Origin of the sequence: Pseudomonas hygromyciniae (assembly GCF_016925675.1) — a bacterium.
GTDB lineage: Bacteria > Pseudomonadota > Gammaproteobacteria > Pseudomonadales > Pseudomonadaceae > Aquipseudomonas > Aquipseudomonas hygromyciniae.
On the sequence record NZ_CP070506.1, the window covers coordinates 4,500,182 to 4,515,353 of the forward strand.

15 protein-coding genes and 1 pseudogene are annotated in these 15,172 nt (G+C 60.6%); 8 read left to right on the forward strand and 8 right to left on the reverse strand.

The window, feature by feature from the left end; translation table 11 throughout:
* The first annotated feature begins 100 nt into the window (after positions 1-100).
* From JTY93_RS20115 to JTY93_RS20125, 3 genes and pseudogenes are all read left to right on the forward strand, one after another.
* Positions 101-1,444 (forward strand): imelysin family protein, encoded by a 1,344-nt coding sequence (locus JTY93_RS20115; RefSeq protein ID WP_205480936.1) that lies wholly within the window; start codon positions 101-103, stop codon positions 1,442-1,444.
* Positions 1,445-1,550: 106 nt separating this feature from the next.
* Positions 1,551-2,975 (forward strand): annotated as a pseudogene (locus JTY93_RS20120) (IS1182 family transposase).
* A 259-nt stretch (positions 2,976-3,234) separates the two neighbouring features.
* Entirely contained in the window at positions 3,235-4,689 is a 1,455-nt protein-coding gene (locus JTY93_RS20125) for a TrkH family potassium uptake protein (RefSeq protein ID WP_169998928.1), read from the forward strand.
* On the opposite strand, the gene JTY93_RS20130 is transcribed toward JTY93_RS20125, so the two are convergent.
* Positions 4,646-5,707 (reverse strand): AraC family transcriptional regulator, encoded by a 1,062-nt coding sequence (locus JTY93_RS20130; protein WP_169998926.1) that lies wholly within the window; start codon positions 5,705-5,707, stop codon positions 4,646-4,648. The genes JTY93_RS20125 and JTY93_RS20130 overlap by 44 nt on opposite strands.
* A 172-nt stretch (positions 5,708-5,879) precedes the next feature.
* On the opposite strand from JTY93_RS20130, the gene JTY93_RS20135 reads away from it, so the two are divergent.
* The 5 genes from JTY93_RS20135 (at position 5,880) to JTY93_RS20150 (ending at position 8,666) form a co-directional block, all read left to right on the forward strand.
* Positions 5,880-6,191, forward strand: a complete 312-nt coding sequence (locus tag JTY93_RS20135) for an Mpo1-like protein (RefSeq protein ID WP_029296363.1) — start codon at positions 5,880-5,882, stop codon at positions 6,189-6,191.
* A 28-nt stretch (positions 6,192-6,219) separates the two neighbouring features.
* Positions 6,220-6,810, forward strand: coding sequence for an HD domain-containing protein (locus tag JTY93_RS20140; protein WP_205479589.1), 591 nt, complete (start codon positions 6,220-6,222; stop codon positions 6,808-6,810).
* A 151-nt stretch (positions 6,811-6,961) separates the two neighbouring features.
* Positions 6,962-7,090, forward strand: coding sequence for a hypothetical protein (locus JTY93_RS29635; protein ID WP_262381292.1), 129 nt, complete (start codon positions 6,962-6,964; stop codon positions 7,088-7,090).
* 74 nt (positions 7,091-7,164) lie between these two features.
* Positions 7,165-7,347, forward strand: a complete 183-nt coding sequence (locus JTY93_RS20145) for a hypothetical protein (protein ID WP_169998920.1) — start codon at positions 7,165-7,167, stop codon at positions 7,345-7,347.
* Positions 7,348-7,466: 119 nt separating this feature from the next.
* Positions 7,467-8,666 (forward strand): MFS transporter, encoded by a 1,200-nt coding sequence (locus JTY93_RS20150; RefSeq protein WP_205479580.1) that lies wholly within the window; start codon positions 7,467-7,469, stop codon positions 8,664-8,666.
* Here JTY93_RS20150 and arfB read toward each other — a convergent pair.
* The 7 genes from arfB to JTY93_RS20185 all read right to left on the reverse strand — a co-directional run bounded on the left by arfB (position 8,663) and on the right by JTY93_RS20185 (position 15,170).
* Positions 8,663-9,076, reverse strand: a complete 414-nt coding sequence (gene arfB, locus JTY93_RS20155) for an alternative ribosome rescue aminoacyl-tRNA hydrolase ArfB (protein ID WP_205479578.1) — start codon at positions 9,074-9,076, stop codon at positions 8,663-8,665. The genes JTY93_RS20150 and arfB overlap by 4 nt on opposite strands.
* 72 nt (positions 9,077-9,148) lie before the next feature.
* Complete coding sequence (locus tag JTY93_RS20160) at positions 9,149-10,570, reverse strand: amino acid permease (protein WP_205479576.1); 1,422 nt, start codon at positions 10,568-10,570, stop codon at positions 9,149-9,151.
* A 610-nt stretch (positions 10,571-11,180) separates the two neighbouring features.
* Positions 11,181-12,419: a 23S rRNA pseudouridine(2605) synthase RluB gene (gene rluB / locus JTY93_RS20165; RefSeq protein ID WP_076964731.1), complete on the reverse strand. Its 1,239-nt coding sequence runs from the start codon at positions 12,417-12,419 to the stop codon at positions 11,181-11,183.
* Positions 12,420-12,553: 134 nt separating this feature from the next.
* Entirely contained in the window at positions 12,554-12,745 is a 192-nt protein-coding gene (locus tag JTY93_RS20170; protein ID WP_205479574.1) for a DUF1289 domain-containing protein, read from the reverse strand.
* A gap of 37 nt (positions 12,746-12,782) precedes the next feature.
* Complete coding sequence (gene scpB / locus JTY93_RS20175; protein ID WP_205479572.1) at positions 12,783-13,709, reverse strand: SMC-Scp complex subunit ScpB; 927 nt, start codon at positions 13,707-13,709, stop codon at positions 12,783-12,785.
* A 12-nt stretch (positions 13,710-13,721) separates the two neighbouring features.
* Positions 13,722-14,540, reverse strand: coding sequence for a segregation and condensation protein A (locus JTY93_RS20180; protein ID WP_057960502.1), 819 nt, complete (start codon positions 14,538-14,540; stop codon positions 13,722-13,724).
* A complete protein-coding gene (locus JTY93_RS20185) occupies positions 14,541-15,170 on the reverse strand; it encodes an L-threonylcarbamoyladenylate synthase (RefSeq protein WP_205479564.1) in 630 nt (209 codons plus the stop codon).
* Positions 15,171-15,172 lie beyond the last annotated feature (2 nt).

Consider the following 15,172-nt stretch of genomic DNA (forward strand, 5'->3'; position numbering starts at 1 on the left):
CTGCGTTAACCCTTTACAGAAAATGCAAATCTTTCGCATTATGTCGTAGTTTTGCGCGCTGCATTGCGCCCCGATCAACTACCGAAGCAGGATGTTCGCCATGATTCGTATGCCCCTGGCCACCGCCAGTCTGCTGGCCATCGCTATTTCTCTCGCCGGCTGCGGCGAGGGCAAAGACAAGGCCACCGCTCCCCAGGCGCCAACGCCAGCTGCCAGCGCTACCGCTCCAGCGGCCGCCGCTAACGCCGGCCAGGTTGACGAGGCAGCCGCCAAGGCAGTCGTCGCGCATTACGCAGACATCGTGTTCGCGGTGTACAGCGACGCCGAGTCCACTGCAAAAACCCTGCAGACCGCCATCGACACATTCCTTGCCAACCCCAACGACGAAACCCTGAAGGCTGCACGTACCGCCTGGATCGCCGCACGCGTACCGTACCTGCAGAGTGAAGTGTTCCGTTTTGGCAACACCATCATTGATGACTGGGAAGGTCAGGTGAACGCCTGGCCGCTGGACGAAGGCCTGATCGACTATGTCGACAAATCCTACGAACACGCCCTCGGCAACCCGGGCGCCACTGCCAATATCATCGCCAACACCCAGATCCAGGTCGGCGAAGACAAGATCGACGTCAAGGAAATCACCCCGGAGAAACTCGCCAGCCTCAATGAGCTGGGCGGCTCCGAAGCCAACGTCGCTACCGGCTACCACGCCATCGAATTCCTGCTGTGGGGCCAGGACCTGAACGGCACCGGCCCTGGCGCCGGCAACCGTCCAGCGTCGGACTACCTGCAAGGCGAAGGCGCCACCGGCGGCCATAACGAGCGTCGCCGCACTTACCTGCGCGCCGTGACCCAACTGCTGGTCAGCGACCTCGAAGAAATGGTCGGCAACTGGAAACCCAACGTCGAAGACAACTACCGCGCCACCCTGGAAGCCGAACCTGGCACCGACGGCCTGCGCAAGATGCTGTTCGGCATGGGCAGCCTGTCCCTGGGTGAACTGGCGGGCGAGCGGATGAAAGTGTCCCTGGAAGCCAACTCGCCGGAAGACGAGCACGACTGCTTCAGCGACAACACACACTACTCGCACTTCTACGACGCCAAGGGCATCCGCAACGTCTACCTGGGCGAGTACACCCGCACCGACGGCACCAAGCTGACCGGCGCCAGCCTGTCGTCCCTGGTGGCCAAGGTTGATCCGGCTGCCGATGAAGCCCTCAAGGCCGACCTGGCTGCTACCGAAGCGAAGATCCAGGTCATTGTCGACCACGCCAACAAGGGTGAGCACTACGACCAACTGATCGCCGCCGGCAACACCGCGGGCAACCAGATCGTGCGCGACGCCATCGCCGCCCTGGTCAAGCAGACCGGTTCGATCGAGCAAGCAGCTGGCAAGCTGGGCATCGGTGACCTGAACCCGGATACCGCTGATCACGAGTTCTGATCCGCGCGGTTTGAATGAGGCGGCCTTCGCAGACTGTGTGAAAACCTAGCAATCTGCTGGCAGGTTAAAGAAAATGCCCGTATCGCAAGATACGGGCATTTTGCTTATGCGCTATATCCAAGGTGAAGACCGCTCCCAGAGCGCGCTGTTTCCACTTTCGCTGGACGAACTTATCCCCGATGACCATCTGGTTCGGGTGATCGAGGCCTACATTTCCCTGCTGGACCTTGAGCAGTTGGGTTTCGACAAAGCCAGACCCAAGGCCACGGGACGCCCTTCATACGATCCTGCCGATCTGCTCAAACTCTACTTGTACGGCTATTTCCAGCGTATTCGCTCGTCGCGACGACTCGAGGCCGAGTGTCAGCGCAACGTTGAAGTCATGTGGCTGCTGGGCCGACTGGCCCCCTGACTTCAAAACCATCGCTGATTTTCGCCGCGACAACAGTGCGGCGTTCAGCGCCACCTGCCGCGCCTTTGTTCAGTTTTGCCGACACGCGGGCCTGATTGCTGGCGAGCTGGTGGCCATCGATGGCAGCAAGTTTCAGGCAGTGGCTTCGAATCGAAAGCACATGACGCCGAAAAAGCTCAAACACCAGGAAGCGGCGCTCGAGAAGCGCATTGCACGCTATTTGGCGCAGCTCGATGAGGCGGATCATGGCGAGGAAGGGGAGTCCATTGACCGCTCAGCGGTGCAGGCGGCGCTTCGGGAGTTGCAGGTAAAAAGGCCAATAACCAGACCTGCCAGGTGCTAATGGAAGCTCAAGGTCTGGTTCAACACATTGTGGGCGAGTCCGATGCGCAAAAAATGCGTACGCCTTCTGGCAAGTTCGTGGCGTACAACATCCAAAGCGCCGTGGACGCTGAACACTGTCTGATTCTGCACTATGAGGTGACTCAAGATGGCGCAGATCGGCAGCAGCTTGAGCCGATGGCAAAAGCCGCTAAAGCCCAATTACAGCAATCGCAATTAAGCGTCACTGCCGACGCCGGCTACTCCAATGGCGAACAGTTTCAGGCCTGTGAAGACGCCAGTATCACGCCGTTCGTGCCCCCTAATCGGTCAGTCAACAATCAAGGTGGCGGTACTGAGTTTTTCGATCGCACGGACTTCAAATACGAAGAGCAAAGCGACGCTTATCAATGCCCTACCGGCAAGATGCTAACGCTCAAGCAGATGAGCAAGGGCGACCGGATTTATCAGGCGACTATCGCCGATTGCAGCGTTTGCCCGTTAAAAAGCCGCTGCACCAAAGCGAGCCGCCGTTATCTCACACGCCATGCTCATGAAGCCGCTTTTGAACGGATGAAGCTGCGAATGCAGGCCCACCCCGAGATGATGGTCAGCCGACGATCCATCGTCGAACACCCCTTCGGCAATCTCAAGCAATGGCTATTTGGCAATGGCCGGTTCTTGCTGCGACAACTGAAAGGCGCCAGAGCCGAAATGGCACTGGCAGTGCAGGCCTATAACCTGAAAAGAGCGATCAAGGTGATGGGCGCCCATCAGTTGATGGCATTGATGGGCTGAAAGGCCCTTTTTTCGTTCCGCCTGTTAGAAAAACAAATGCCCCGACAAGTCGGGGCATTTGTTTTTGACATTGGCAGGTTGTGTTTTCACACAGTCTGCTTCGGGTCGCCTTTTTTGTATTAACCCAAACAAACCCCATGTGGGAGCTGGCTTGCCAGCTCCCACACAAGCCAGGCCCCACATCAGATCCATACCCCCGGTTTACAAGCCCTGCGCCGTAGGTAGAATGGCGCCTCCAACTGTTACCCGAGCGCAATTGATGGCAATGCCGACCCTGCGAATCATTGGTTTCATCATCGGCATCTTCCTGATTACCCTCGCGGTCGCCATGGTCGTGCCCATGGCCACCCTGATGTTTTTCGACCGTACCAGCGACCTGCCATCCTTTCTCTGGGCAAGCATGATCACCTTTATCGCTGGCCTGGCCCTGGTGATTCCCGGTCGCCCGGAACAAGTCCAACTGCGCCCCAGGGACATGTACCTGCTGACCGTCAGCAGTTGGGTGGTGGTGTGTATCTTTGCCGCGCTGCCGTTCTTGCTGACCCAACACATCAGCTATACCGACTCGTTCTTTGAAAGCATGTCCGGCATCACCGCTACTGGCGCCACCGTGCTCAGTGGGCTGGACACCATGTCACCGGGCATCCTGATGTGGCGCTCGATGCTGCACTGGCTCGGCGGTATCGGTTTTATCGGCATGGCGGTGGCGATCCTGCCGCTGCTGCGCATCGGTGGCATGCGCCTGTTCCAGACCGAATCCTCGGACCGCTCCGAGAAGGTCATGCCGCGCTCGCATATGGTGGCGCGCCTGATCGTGGCGGCCTATGTCGGCATCACCATCCTCGGCACCCTGGGCTTCTGGTGGGCCGGCATGGGCCTGTTCGACTCGATCAACCACGCGATGTCAGCCATTTCCACCGGCGGTTTCTCCACCTCCGACGAGTCATTGGCGCACTGGAAACAGCCCGCAGTGCATTGGGTCGCGATAGTCGTGATGATCATGGGCAGCCTGCCGTTTGCCTTGTATGTCGCCACCTTGCGCGGCAACCGCAAGGCGCTGATCAAGGACCAGCAGGTACAGGGCCTGTTGGGGATGCTGCTGGTGACCTGGATCGTGCTAGGCACCTGGTACTGGTGGACCACCAACCTGCACTGGCTGGATGCGCTGCGCCATGTGGCGCTGAACGTCACGTCCGTGGTGACCACCACCGGTTTCGCACTGGGAGACTACAGCCTGTGGGGCAATTTCTCGCTGATGCTGTTCTTCTACCTGGGATTTGTCGGCGGTTGCTCGGGCTCCACCGCTGGCGGGATCAAGATCTTCCGCTTTCAGGTCGCCTATATCCTGCTCAAGGCCAACTTGAACCAACTGATTCACCCAAGAGCGGTGATCAAACAGAAATACAACGGCCACCGCCTGGACGAAGAAATCGTGCGGTCGATCCTGACGTTCTCGTTCTTCTTTGCCATCACCATCTGCATGATCGCCCTGGCCCTCTCGTTGCTGGGCGTGGATTGGATGACCGCCTTGACCGGCGCCGCCAGCACCGTCTCCGGCGTAGGCCCGGGGCTGGGCGAAACCATCGGCCCGGCCGGTAACTTCGCCACGCTGCCGGACGCCGCCAAATGGATCCTGTCCCTGGGCATGCTGCTGGGCCGGCTGGAGATCATTACGGTGTTTGTGCTGTGTATTCCGGCGTTCTGGCGGCACTGACACTGGCCGAAGTTTCCAGCAACCGCGCCCGGTATTCGCCGGGCGTGACATCGAACCAGCGGCGAAACGCGCGGAAGAAGTTGCTCGGATCGGCGAACCCCAGCAAGTAGGCGATTTCCAGCAAAGTCATGCTCGGCTGCGCCAAGTACTGCTCGGCCAGTTCGCGACGGGTGTCGTCGAGCAGGGTCTGGAAGCTGGTGCCCTCCTCCTGCAAGCGCCGCTGCAGCGTGCGCTGGGACAGGTGCAACGTCTGCGCGACCACCTCACGCTTGGGCTCGCCCTGGGGCAACAACCGGCAGAGCACCTGGCGAGCCTTGTGGGTCACCCGGCTCTCGGAAAACCGCGCCAGGTATTCCCCGGCAAACCGATCGTGCAGCAGCGCCATCGCTTCATTGGCGGTGGGCAGCGGTGCTTCCATGTCCGCCCGCTCGAAGATCAACGCGTCATACGGCGCGTTGAACACCAACGGCGCATGAAAGGCCTGCCGATAGGGTTCCAGGTCGGCTGGCTGCGCGCCTTGCACCAACACTTTGCGCGGTTGCAGCGTGCGCCCGGTCAGCCAGCCGCACAACGCCAGGGCACAGGCCAGCGAAGCCTCGGCGCTTTGCCGGGTAGGCGGCAGATGGTCGCCGTGTACCGTCAGGATCAGCGCATAGCCTTCGGGCAACAGGCGAAAGCTCAAGTCTGCGCTTTCGGCAATGATCCGCTGGTAGCGCACCAGCCGGGTAAAGCCTTCGGCCAGGGTGCTGCTGGACATCAAGGCATAGCCGGCCACATGGAACGACGCCGGGCGCACCACCTTGCCCATATTCAGGCCGATGGCCGGATTGCCCGAAACCTCCACCGCACGCTGCCAGAGCCGCGTCATGGAGTCCTGGGGGAAACGCGCGTCGGGGTCATCCAGGGCGCTGTAATCCAGGCCCAGCTGTTTGAACAGGGCACGGCAATCCAGGCCCTCGAGCTCCAGCGCCTTGACTATCCCCATCGCCCAGCTTGCAGAAGTCGTTCGTTCGTTCATGGCGTTTTCTTGCACGCGTTCTATGACGGCACGGCTGAAACCGCAGCCAGGAACCCAAGGATACTAAAGTGGCGTCTATTGTCACTGGCCCTTGCCAGTGATGACTCTAGACTCAAATAAGCTCCCCGCCGAACATCCGTCGGGCACAACAAAAACCAGAGGGCCGGCCAACATGGAAAATGTCAGACAATTCAATAGCTTCGCCGAGTTCTATCCGTATTACCTGAGTGAACACGGCAACAGCACCTGCCGGCGCCTGCACTTTATCGGCACCAGCCTGGTGATTTTTATTCTCGCGTTCGCCATCGGCAAGGGTGCCTGGTGGCTACTGTGGGTACTGCCGGTGGCCGGCTACAGCTTTGCCTGGGTCGGGCACTTTTTCTTTGAAAAGAACCGCCCGGCGACATTCCAGCATCCGTTCTACAGCCTGCTGGGAGATTTCGTGATGTACCGCGACATGATCCTGGGCAAGGTGCCGTTCTAATCCCCCCAAAACAATAAGAGACACACCGATGAGCCAGCAGGCCCGCTTCACCCATATGCAAGACGGCACCCAGGAAGACTGGGCCATCATCGCCGCCGACTTCAGTGCCTATGCCCGCCAGTTGCCCGGGCGGATCCTCGCGCACCTGCGGCTGCTGGAAGGTGACTTCGGCGGTTTCCCGGTGGACCGCCTGACCCATTCCCTGCAGACCGCCAGCCGCGCCTGGCACGATGGCCGCGATGAAGAATATGTGGTCTGCGCGCTGCTGCATGACATCGGCGACACCCTGGGCTCCTACAACCATCCAGACATTGCCGCCGCCATCCTCAAACCGTTCGTCAGCCCGCAAAACCTGTGGATGGTGGAAAAACACGGGATTTTCCAGGGCTACTATTTCTTTCATCACCTGGGCATGGATCGCCACCTGCGCGAGCAATTTGGTGAACACCCGCAGTATGAGCAAACCATTGAGTTCTGCGCGCTGTACGACGCGGCCGCCTTCGATCCGGCCTACACCACCCTGCCCCTGAGCTTTTTCGAACCCATGCTGGCCCGGGTCTTTGCCCAACCCAAAAACTCGATCTACAAGGCCGCCATGGAGCGCCAGGCCAGCGTGTGACCTCTTGTCACTTGCGTCTTGGGGCGAAAGGTTCGTGCATTGGGCGAGATAAAAGTCTTTTTGTCATTTGCAGTGCTGTATCCTGCCCAGGCTTTGTAAAAAGCGCGGTACATCTGCAATCCCACAACAGACCTTGCGAGGAGCGACGACGATGCACGAGATTCCCAATCTCCCCTTCCCAAGCCTGCACGAGACCGAGCAGCCAACCCCGCAACAGGCCGGCAGCGACAAGCCAGCACCGGCACAGGCAACACCGGTCGACAGCGATAGCGACGACTGACCGCAGTACCCAGACCGTGTGGAAAGCGTGACATTGCGCGCTTTCCACACCGCCTGAATCAAGAGACACGCAACATGCCCGACACTCCCAAGCATTCCCCCGATGAAGCGTTACTCGGCGCCGCCCTGCAAATGGTCGATGTGTGGAGCCGCCTCAGCCCGGAAAAACAAGCGCTGCTGCTCAAGCGCTTCGGCACCCAGGAAAACGCCCTGGCCGCGCTGGTGACTACACGCATGCTCAACCCCGCTCCACTGTAGGAACCCGCTTGCCGGCGATGGCGGTCGTTCAGCTGCCAAAGGTTTTATGCCCTGCGCAGCGCAAAGCATCGGTATCATAAGCAGCCTATCTTTTCCTGCCGCGACAGTGGACCTTCCCCATGCCAGATACCCAGCGCCCCATGGCGGTCACGCTACAAGTCGTTTCCATCGTGCTGTTCACCTTTATCGGCTATCTGAATATCGGCATTCCTCTGGCCGTATTGCCGGGCTATGTTCACAGCGATCTGGGCTTTGGCGCGGTGATCGCGGGCCTGGTGATCAGCGTGCAGTACCTGGCCACCCTGCTGAGCCGGCCCTACGCCGGGCGCATCATCGATAACCGCGGCAGCAAGCGCGCGGTGATGTATGGCCTGGCCGGCTGCGGCTTGAGTGGGGTGTTCATGCTGGCATCCGCCGCCCTGACCCATCTGCCGGCCCTGAGCCTGGCCAGCCTGCTGATTGGCCGGCTGGTCCTGGGCAGTGCCGAAAGCCTGGTGGGATCGGGCTCCATTGGCTGGGGGATCGGCCGGGTCGGTGCGGTGAATACCGCCAAGGTCATCTCCTGGAACGGTATCGCCAGCTACGGCGCCCTGGCGATTGGCGCACCGCTGGGGGTGCTGCTGGTCAGCCGGTTCGGGCTGTGGAGCATGGGCGCAAGCATCATTGCCCTGGCGGTGCTGGGCCTGCTGCTGGCCTGGCCGAAAGTCGCGGCGCCCGTCGTAGTCGGCGAACGCCTGCCCTTCATGCATGTGCTGGGCCGCGTACTGCCCCACGGCTGCGGGCTGGCCCTGGGCTCCATCGGCTTTGGCACCATCGCCACTTTTATTACCCTGTATTACGCGACCCAGAACTGGGATAACGCGGTGCTATGCCTGAGCCTGTTCGGGGCCAGCTTTATCGGCGCGCGGTTGCTGTTCGGTAATCTGATCAACCGCATCGGCGGGTTTCGCGTGGCAATCGCCTGTCTGTCGGTGGAAACCCTTGGCCTGCTGCTGTTGTGGCTGGCGCCGAATGCCGAACTGGCCCTGGCGGGCGCGGCCCTGAGTGGTTTCGGGTTTTCCCTGGTGTTTCCGGCGCTGGGCGTCGAGGCAGTCAACCTGGTGCCCGCCTCCAGCCGTGGCGCGGCGGTGGGTGCCTATTCGCTGTTTATCGACTTGTCATTGGGTATCACCGGGCCACTGGCCGGGGCGATTGCAGCGGGGTTCGGCTTTGCTTCGATCTTTCTGTTTGCCGCGTTGGCGGCCTTCGCCGGGCTGCTGTTGAGCCTGTACCTGTATCGCCAGGCCCCCAAATACCGCAACGAACGTAACGCCGGCTAGAAATCCACTTTGCCGCGCCCGGCCTTGATGCTGCCGCGCTTGGTCTTGGATTCCAGGCGACGCTTTTTCGAGCCCAGAGTGGGCTTGGTCGGGCGGCGTTTTTTCTCGATTTTGGTCGCGCTGAGGATCAACTCCACCAGGCGCTCCAAGGCGTCGGCGCGGTTCTGTTCCTGGGTCCGGTATTGCTGGGCCTTGAGGATCAGCACGCCTTCGCTGGTGATGCGGCTGTCGCGCAGTGCCAGCAAGCGCTCCTTGTAGAACGGCGGCAACGACGAAGCGCCGATATCGAAGCGCAAGTGCACGGCGCTGGAGACCTTATTGACGTTCTGCCCGCCGGCGCCCTGGGCGCGGATGGCCGTCAACTCGATTTCGGCATCGGGCAGGTGCACGTTACTGGAGATCACCAACATGGAAAGCGGGTCCGTGAGCACTTGCAGGATCTGGCGAGGACTAAGCGTCCCCGCAGATCCTACAATTTTGGGCTAGTTGTTCAGCGAGGATACCGCACTCAAGTCTGCCAGCGCCTTGCGCTTATTCTTGAGCACGTAGCACACCCACATAAACGCCACCCAGACCGGAATCGCGTACACCGAGATCTGAATCCCCGGAATCAGCAGCATGATCCCCAGGATAAACACCACGAACGCCAGGCACACATAGTTGCCGTAGGGGTACCACAGCGCCTTGAACAGCGGCACCTGGCCGGTGCGGTTCATGTGCTGGCGGAACTTGAGGTGCGAGAAGCTGATCATCGCCCAGTTGATCACCAACGTGGCCACCACCAGGGACATCAGCAGTTCCAGGGCGTGCTGCGGGATCCAGTAGTTCATCAACACCGCCACCAGGGTGACTGCCGCCGAGGCCAGGATCGAACGCACGGGCACGCCGCGCTTGTCGATCTTCGCCAACACCGCCGGGGCGTCGCCTTGTTCGGCCATGCCCAGCAGCATGCGGCTGTTGCAGTAAGTGCCGCTGTTGTACACCGACAGCGCCGCCGTCAACACCACAAAGTTGAGGATATGCGCGGCAGTGTTGCTGCCCAGCATCGAGAACACCTGCACGAACGGGCTGCCGCTATAGGCATCGCCGGAAGCGTTCAAGGTCACCAGCAGGCTATCCCATGGTGTCAGCGATAACAGCACCACCAGGGCGCCGATGTAGAAAATCAGGATGCGGTAGATCACCTGATTGATCGCCTTGGGGATTACGGTCCGTGGCTGGTCCGCTTCAGCGGCGGTAAAGCCGAGCATTTCCAGGCCGCCAAAGGAGAACATGATAATCGCCATAGCCATCACCAGGCCGCCAACGCCATGGGGGAAGAACCCGCCGTGTTCCCACAGGTTGGTCACCGAAGCCTGTGGCCCGCCGGTGCCGCTGACCAGCAAGTAGCTGCCCAGGGCAATCATGCCGACAATCGCCACCACCTTGATAATTGCAAACCAGAACTCGGCCTCGCCAAACACTTTGACGTTGGCCAGGTTGATCACATTGATCAGCACAAAAAACGCCGCCGCCGAGACCCAGGTCGGAATCTCCGGCCACCAGTAGTGCACGTACTTGCCGACGGCCGTCAGCTCCGACATGCCCACCAGAATGTAGAGGATCCAGCAGTTCCAGCCCGACAAGAAGCCTGCGAAACCGCCCCAGTACTTGTGGGCAAAATGGCTGAAGGAACCGGCCACTGGCTCTTCGACGATCATTTCGCCCAACTGGCGCATGATCATGAAGGCGATAAAGCCGCAGATGGCATAGCCGAGGATCATCGACGGGCCGGCTGACTTCAGCACCCCCGCCGAGCCCAGGAACAGGCCGGTACCGATCGCGCCACCGAGGGCGATCAATTGGATATGACGATTTTTCAGGCCGCGCTTCAGTTCACCTGAAGGCGAGTTGTTTGCACTCATGAAAAGGGTCTCACGCAAGGTTTGATGATGTTCAATACACGATGCTGCTTTGAAACCGACTCAAGCAGCGCCGATCAAACCCCAGCGCAGGCACCAGGAGTTCAGCGTCTTTCTTACGGTCATGCGTCACCTGTTTGTTTTTATCTGTGACGAAATCGAACCCGTCCGGCTTATGGCCAGGCGGAGTTAACAAGGCAGCCAGCCTTGAAGGCCTTTTGCGTGGGTACGCAAGGGGGGTCACAGTAAAACGCGGCGCATTGTACACCGCTCGATTGGTTAGGGAGCCTTACCAGGGAGATTGTTGACCGATCGGAAAGTTTTCTTTACAGATAAAAAGCCACGAGACCAAGACAGGCGTAGGCTCAGGCCATCCGTAAAATAATTGTTACAGCGCGGAAGACATTCCTGACGACCGGGCTTGGCACCATCTGTAGGAGCGAGCCTACTCGCGGCAAACTCCCGAGCACCGCGTTCATCCTGGATAAGCGTGACAGCTCGGGGTTTTTCGCGAGCAAGCTCGCTCCTACACAAAGTCCGGCGCAAAAAAAACGCCAACCCGCAGGTTGGCGCTTTCTCTTTACCGCTCGCAGCTTAAAACTTGTCGCAGCCCTTAAGGCTTCTTGCGACCGAAGCCCGGGCGCTGGCCGGAACCGGCCGGTGCACCGCGGCGCTTGCCCGACGGCTCGTCAGCCACCAGTTTGAGCCCTGGGCGCTTTTTCGGCGCGGGCTTGGCTGGGCGCTTGGCCCCTTCGGCCGGACGATCGGTCTGCGGCGCACCACGGCCCGTTTCGCCACGGTTGCTGCGGCCACCTGTTGGCGCCTCGCCACGACCAGCTGGACGTGGCGTGCGCGGTGCACGCTCGCCATCCTGACGGGCCGGAGCCGATGGGCGACGATCGCCCTCGATCTGCGGCTGACGGGAAATGCGACCGCCAGTGGCCGGTGCATCCAGCGCCGGGCGCAAAGTGCGGGCAACGCGCTCGGTGCGTGCCACAGGCCGCGACGATTTACGCTGCATGCGCTCCAGCTTGTCTTTGCTCTTGGCGTTCATCTGCGGCATGGCCACAGGCGTCAGGCCCACTTCAGCGCTGAGGATGTCGACTTCGTACTGGCTCATTTCGCGCCAGCGCCCCATCGGCAGGTCCGAGTTGAGGAACACCGGGCCAAAACGTACGCGTTTCAGGCGGCTGACCACCAGGCCCTGGGATTCCCACAGGCGACGTACTTCACGGTTACGCCCTTCCATCACCACGCAGTGGTACCAGTGGTTGAAGCCTTCGCCACCTGGAGCCTGCTTGATGTCAGTGAACTTGGCTGGGCCGTCTTCCAGCACGACGCCAGCCTTGAGGCGCTCGATCATCTCGTCATCGACTTCACCACGTACACGCACGGCGTATTCGCGGTCCATCTCGTAGGACGGGTGCATCAGGCGGTTGGCCAATTCACCGTCGGTGGTGAACATCAGCAAGCCGGTGGTGTTGATGTCCAGGCGACCGATGTTGATCCAACGGCCTTCTTTAGGCTTGGGCATCTTGTCGAAGACAGTTGGACGGCCTTCCGGGTCGTCACGGGTGCAGATCTCGCCGTCAGGCTTGTTGTACATGATCACGCGGCGCACCGATTCGGCGGCCTCTTCACGCTTGATGACCTTGCCATCAATGGTGATCGCGTCATGCAGGTCGACGCGCTGGCCCAAGGTGGCCTCGACGCCATTGACCTTGATGCGCTTCTGGGTGATCCAGGCTTCCACGTCGCGGCGCGAGCCAACGCCGATACGGGCGAGGACTTTCTGCAGTTTCTCGCCTGCTGGGCCGATTTCCTGGCTGTCGTTCTGGTCTTGGTCTTTCATCTTAAGCACCTCCCGGTGTGTCGATTCAGGCGTGGCCTGAAGGTATTGAAACTGGGTTCTTGGGCGAACGCATCGCCGAAGGGTCGCGAATCATACGCTCATGGCGCATCAGAGACTAGTCGATATGGGCCGGCTCATTTACTTTTCCGCCGACCGGTGGCACCCAGGGCGAGCAGCCGTAGCTCGGCTTCGGCCAGCACCGCACGCTTGTCGACCTTGTCGAGTTTCTTCCAGGCGCGGATCTCACGCTTGCTGCGCCCGCAGCCGACGCAGATATCGTCGCTGAATTTGCAGAGGCTGATACAGGGGTCTTTGGTGGAACTCATCACTACCTCACTGCACAGGGCTTTTCTGTGGGAGCTGTCAGTCTTCGAATTCGCGGCGTTCGTTTTCGATGGCTTCAGCCAGTGCCCGGGCCTCGGCTTCTTCTTCGCTCAATTCGGGTTGTTCAAGAGCAGCGACAGCGGCCAGCAGTTTTTCACGGGCCGCAGCCACGCCCAGGATGTCTTCCTCAGGCTCAGGTTCGACCGCAGACACCGTTTCAACGCTCACCGGCGTTTCGGGCTCCACCGCCCCATCACGCAGCAAATCATCAAAATCGGTCTTGATCCCCTGTTCCATATCGTCCAGTTCCAACAGCAGCGTGTGGAAACTGGTCTCATCCTTGGGCTCTTCCGGCTCGGCGCTGGCATCGGCCAGCTCCTGCAAGCCGGCCGGCACTGGCGCATCGTCGAAATCGAGCACCGGTTCTGCCTCGATTTCCCGCAGTTCCGCCAGTGGCGGCAGGTCGTCGAGGTTCTTCAGGTTGAAGTGATCGAGAAACACCTTGGTGGTCGCAAACATCGCCGGTTTGCCCGGCACGTCGCGGTAACCGACGATGCGGATCCACTCGCGCTCCAGCAGCGTCTTGACGATATGACTGTTGACCGCCACGCCGCGCACGTCTTCGATCTCGCCACGGGTGATGGGCTGGCGATAGGCAATCAGCGCCATGGTCTCCAGCATCGCCCGGGAGTAGCGTTGCGGGCGCTCTTCCCACAGGCGCCCGACCCACGGCGAAAACTTTTCGCGGATTTGCAGGCGGTAGCCCGAGGCCACTTCCCGCAACTCAAAGGCCCGGCCTTCACAGGATTTGCGCAGAATTTCCAGGGCCTTCTTGAATACCGGCGGCTCCGGGCGCTCAGCCTCTTCAAACAGTTCGAACAGGCGCTCCAGTGATTGCGGCTTGCCCGAGGCCAAGAGGAAGGCTTCCAACAGCGGGGCCAGTTCGCGGGGTTCAGTCAGATTCATCGATTCAGCTCGTTATTCGGCTCGCGCCCGCACGTGGATAGCCGCAAAAGGCTCATTCTGCACCAGCTCAACCAAAGACTCCTTGACCAGCTCGAGGATCGCCATAAAGGTCACCACCACGCCCAAGCGCCCCTCTTCGGCGGTAAACAGCTCGACAAACGGCACGAACCCGCCGCCCTTGAGGCGCTCGAGCACATCACTCATGCGCTCGCGGGTGGACAAGGCTTCGCGGCTGACCTGGTGGCTTTCAAACATATCGCCACGGCGCAGCACCTCGGCCATGGACATCAGCAACTCTTCCAGACTCACATCTGGCAACAATTTGCGTGCCCGGGCTTCCGGGGCGTCGAGCTTGGGTACCACCACGTCACGGCCCACGCGGCTCAAACCGTCAATGCCTTCGGCGGCAGCCTTGAAGCGCTCGTACTCCTGCAGGCGGCGGATCAGTTCGGCGCGCGGATCGTCCTCTTCGGCCTCGATCGTCTCCGAGCGTGGCAGCAGCATGCGCGACTTGATCTCGGCCAGCATCGCGGCCATCACCAGGTATTCGGCGGCCAGCTCCAGGCGCACCGACTGCATCAACTCGACATAGCCCATGTACTGGCGGGTGATTTCCGCCACCGGGATATCGAGGATATTGATGTTCTGTTTGCGGATCAGGTACAGCAGCAAGTCCAGCGGCCCTTCGAACGCCTCAAGGAAGACTTCCAGGGCATCCGGCGGGATATACAGGTCCAGGGGCATTTCCATGACCGCCTGGCCGTAGACCATGGCAAATGGCAGCTCCTGCTGGGCGCCGGCCTGGCTGTCGACGGTTTCCACGGCAGACATTCAGGCCTCGACCATGAACGGTGCCGGGTCGCCACAGCCTACGCGGATCACCTCCGGCTCGCCGTCGGCCAGGTTGATCACGGTGGACGCCTTGTTGCCGCCGTACCCGCCGTCGATGATCAGGTCTACGTGCTTTTCCAGGAGTTGGCGCATTTCATAGGGATCTTCCAGCGGCTCAGTCTCGCCGGGCATGATCAGCGACACGCTCATCAGCGGCTCACCCAGTTCGGCCAGCAGCGCCAGGGCAATGGGGTGCTCCGGCACACGCAGGCCGATGGTGCGCTTCTTCGGGTGCAGCAGCAGGCGCGGCACCTCGCGGGTAGCATTCAGAATAAACGTGTAGGGCCCCGGTGTATGGGCCTTGAGCAGGCGGAAGGTGCCGGTATCGACCTTGGCGAACAGACCCAGTTGCGACAGGTCGCTACAGATCAGCGCAAAGTTGTGGTTTTTATCCAGCTCGCGCAGGCGTCTTACGCGCTCTACCGCATTCTTGTCGCCGATCTGGCAACCAATAGCGTAGGAGGAATCCGTTGGGTAGATCACCACGCCACCGGCGCGAATGATCTCCACAGCCTGCTTGATCAGCCGCGCTTGCGGGTTTTGCGGGTGAATCTGGAAAAATTGACTCACGT

Bases quoted from the DNA above. Each gene is read 5' to 3' on its own strand.
- rluB (WP_076964731.1), bottom strand. From the start codon at position 12,419: ATGAAAGACCAAGACCAGAACGACAGCCAGGAAATCGGCCCAGCAGGC.
- JTY93_RS20150 (WP_205479580.1), top strand. From the start codon at position 7,467: ATGCCAGATACCCAGCGCCCCATGGCGGTCACGCTACAAGTCGTTTCC.
- scpB (WP_205479572.1), bottom strand. From the start codon at position 13,709: ATGAATCTGACTGAACCCCGCGAACTGGCCCCGCTGTTGGAAGCCTTC.
- JTY93_RS20145 (WP_169998920.1), top strand. From the start codon at position 7,165: ATGCCCGACACTCCCAAGCATTCCCCCGATGAAGCGTTACTCGGCGCC.
- JTY93_RS20135 (WP_029296363.1), top strand. From the start codon at position 5,880: ATGGAAAATGTCAGACAATTCAATAGCTTCGCCGAGTTCTATCCGTAT.
- JTY93_RS29635 (WP_262381292.1), top strand. From the start codon at position 6,962: ATGCACGAGATTCCCAATCTCCCCTTCCCAAGCCTGCACGAGACCGAG.
- JTY93_RS20180 (WP_057960502.1), bottom strand. From the start codon at position 14,540: ATGTCTGCCGTGGAAACCGTCGACAGCCAGGCCGGCGCCCAGCAGGAG.
- JTY93_RS20115 (WP_205480936.1), top strand. From the start codon at position 101: ATGATTCGTATGCCCCTGGCCACCGCCAGTCTGCTGGCCATCGCTATT.
- JTY93_RS20125 (WP_169998928.1), top strand. From the start codon at position 3,235: ATGGCAATGCCGACCCTGCGAATCATTGGTTTCATCATCGGCATCTTC.
- JTY93_RS20170 (WP_205479574.1), bottom strand. From the start codon at position 12,745: ATGAGTTCCACCAAAGACCCCTGTATCAGCCTCTGCAAATTCAGCGAC.
- JTY93_RS20160 (WP_205479576.1), bottom strand. From the start codon at position 10,570: ATGAGTGCAAACAACTCGCCTTCAGGTGAACTGAAGCGCGGCCTGAAA.
- JTY93_RS20130 (WP_169998926.1), bottom strand. From the start codon at position 5,707: ATGAACGAACGAACGACTTCTGCAAGCTGGGCGATGGGGATAGTCAAG.
- arfB (WP_205479578.1), bottom strand. From the start codon at position 9,076: ATGTTGGTGATCTCCAGTAACGTGCACCTGCCCGATGCCGAAATCGAG.
- JTY93_RS20140 (WP_205479589.1), top strand. From the start codon at position 6,220: ATGAGCCAGCAGGCCCGCTTCACCCATATGCAAGACGGCACCCAGGAA.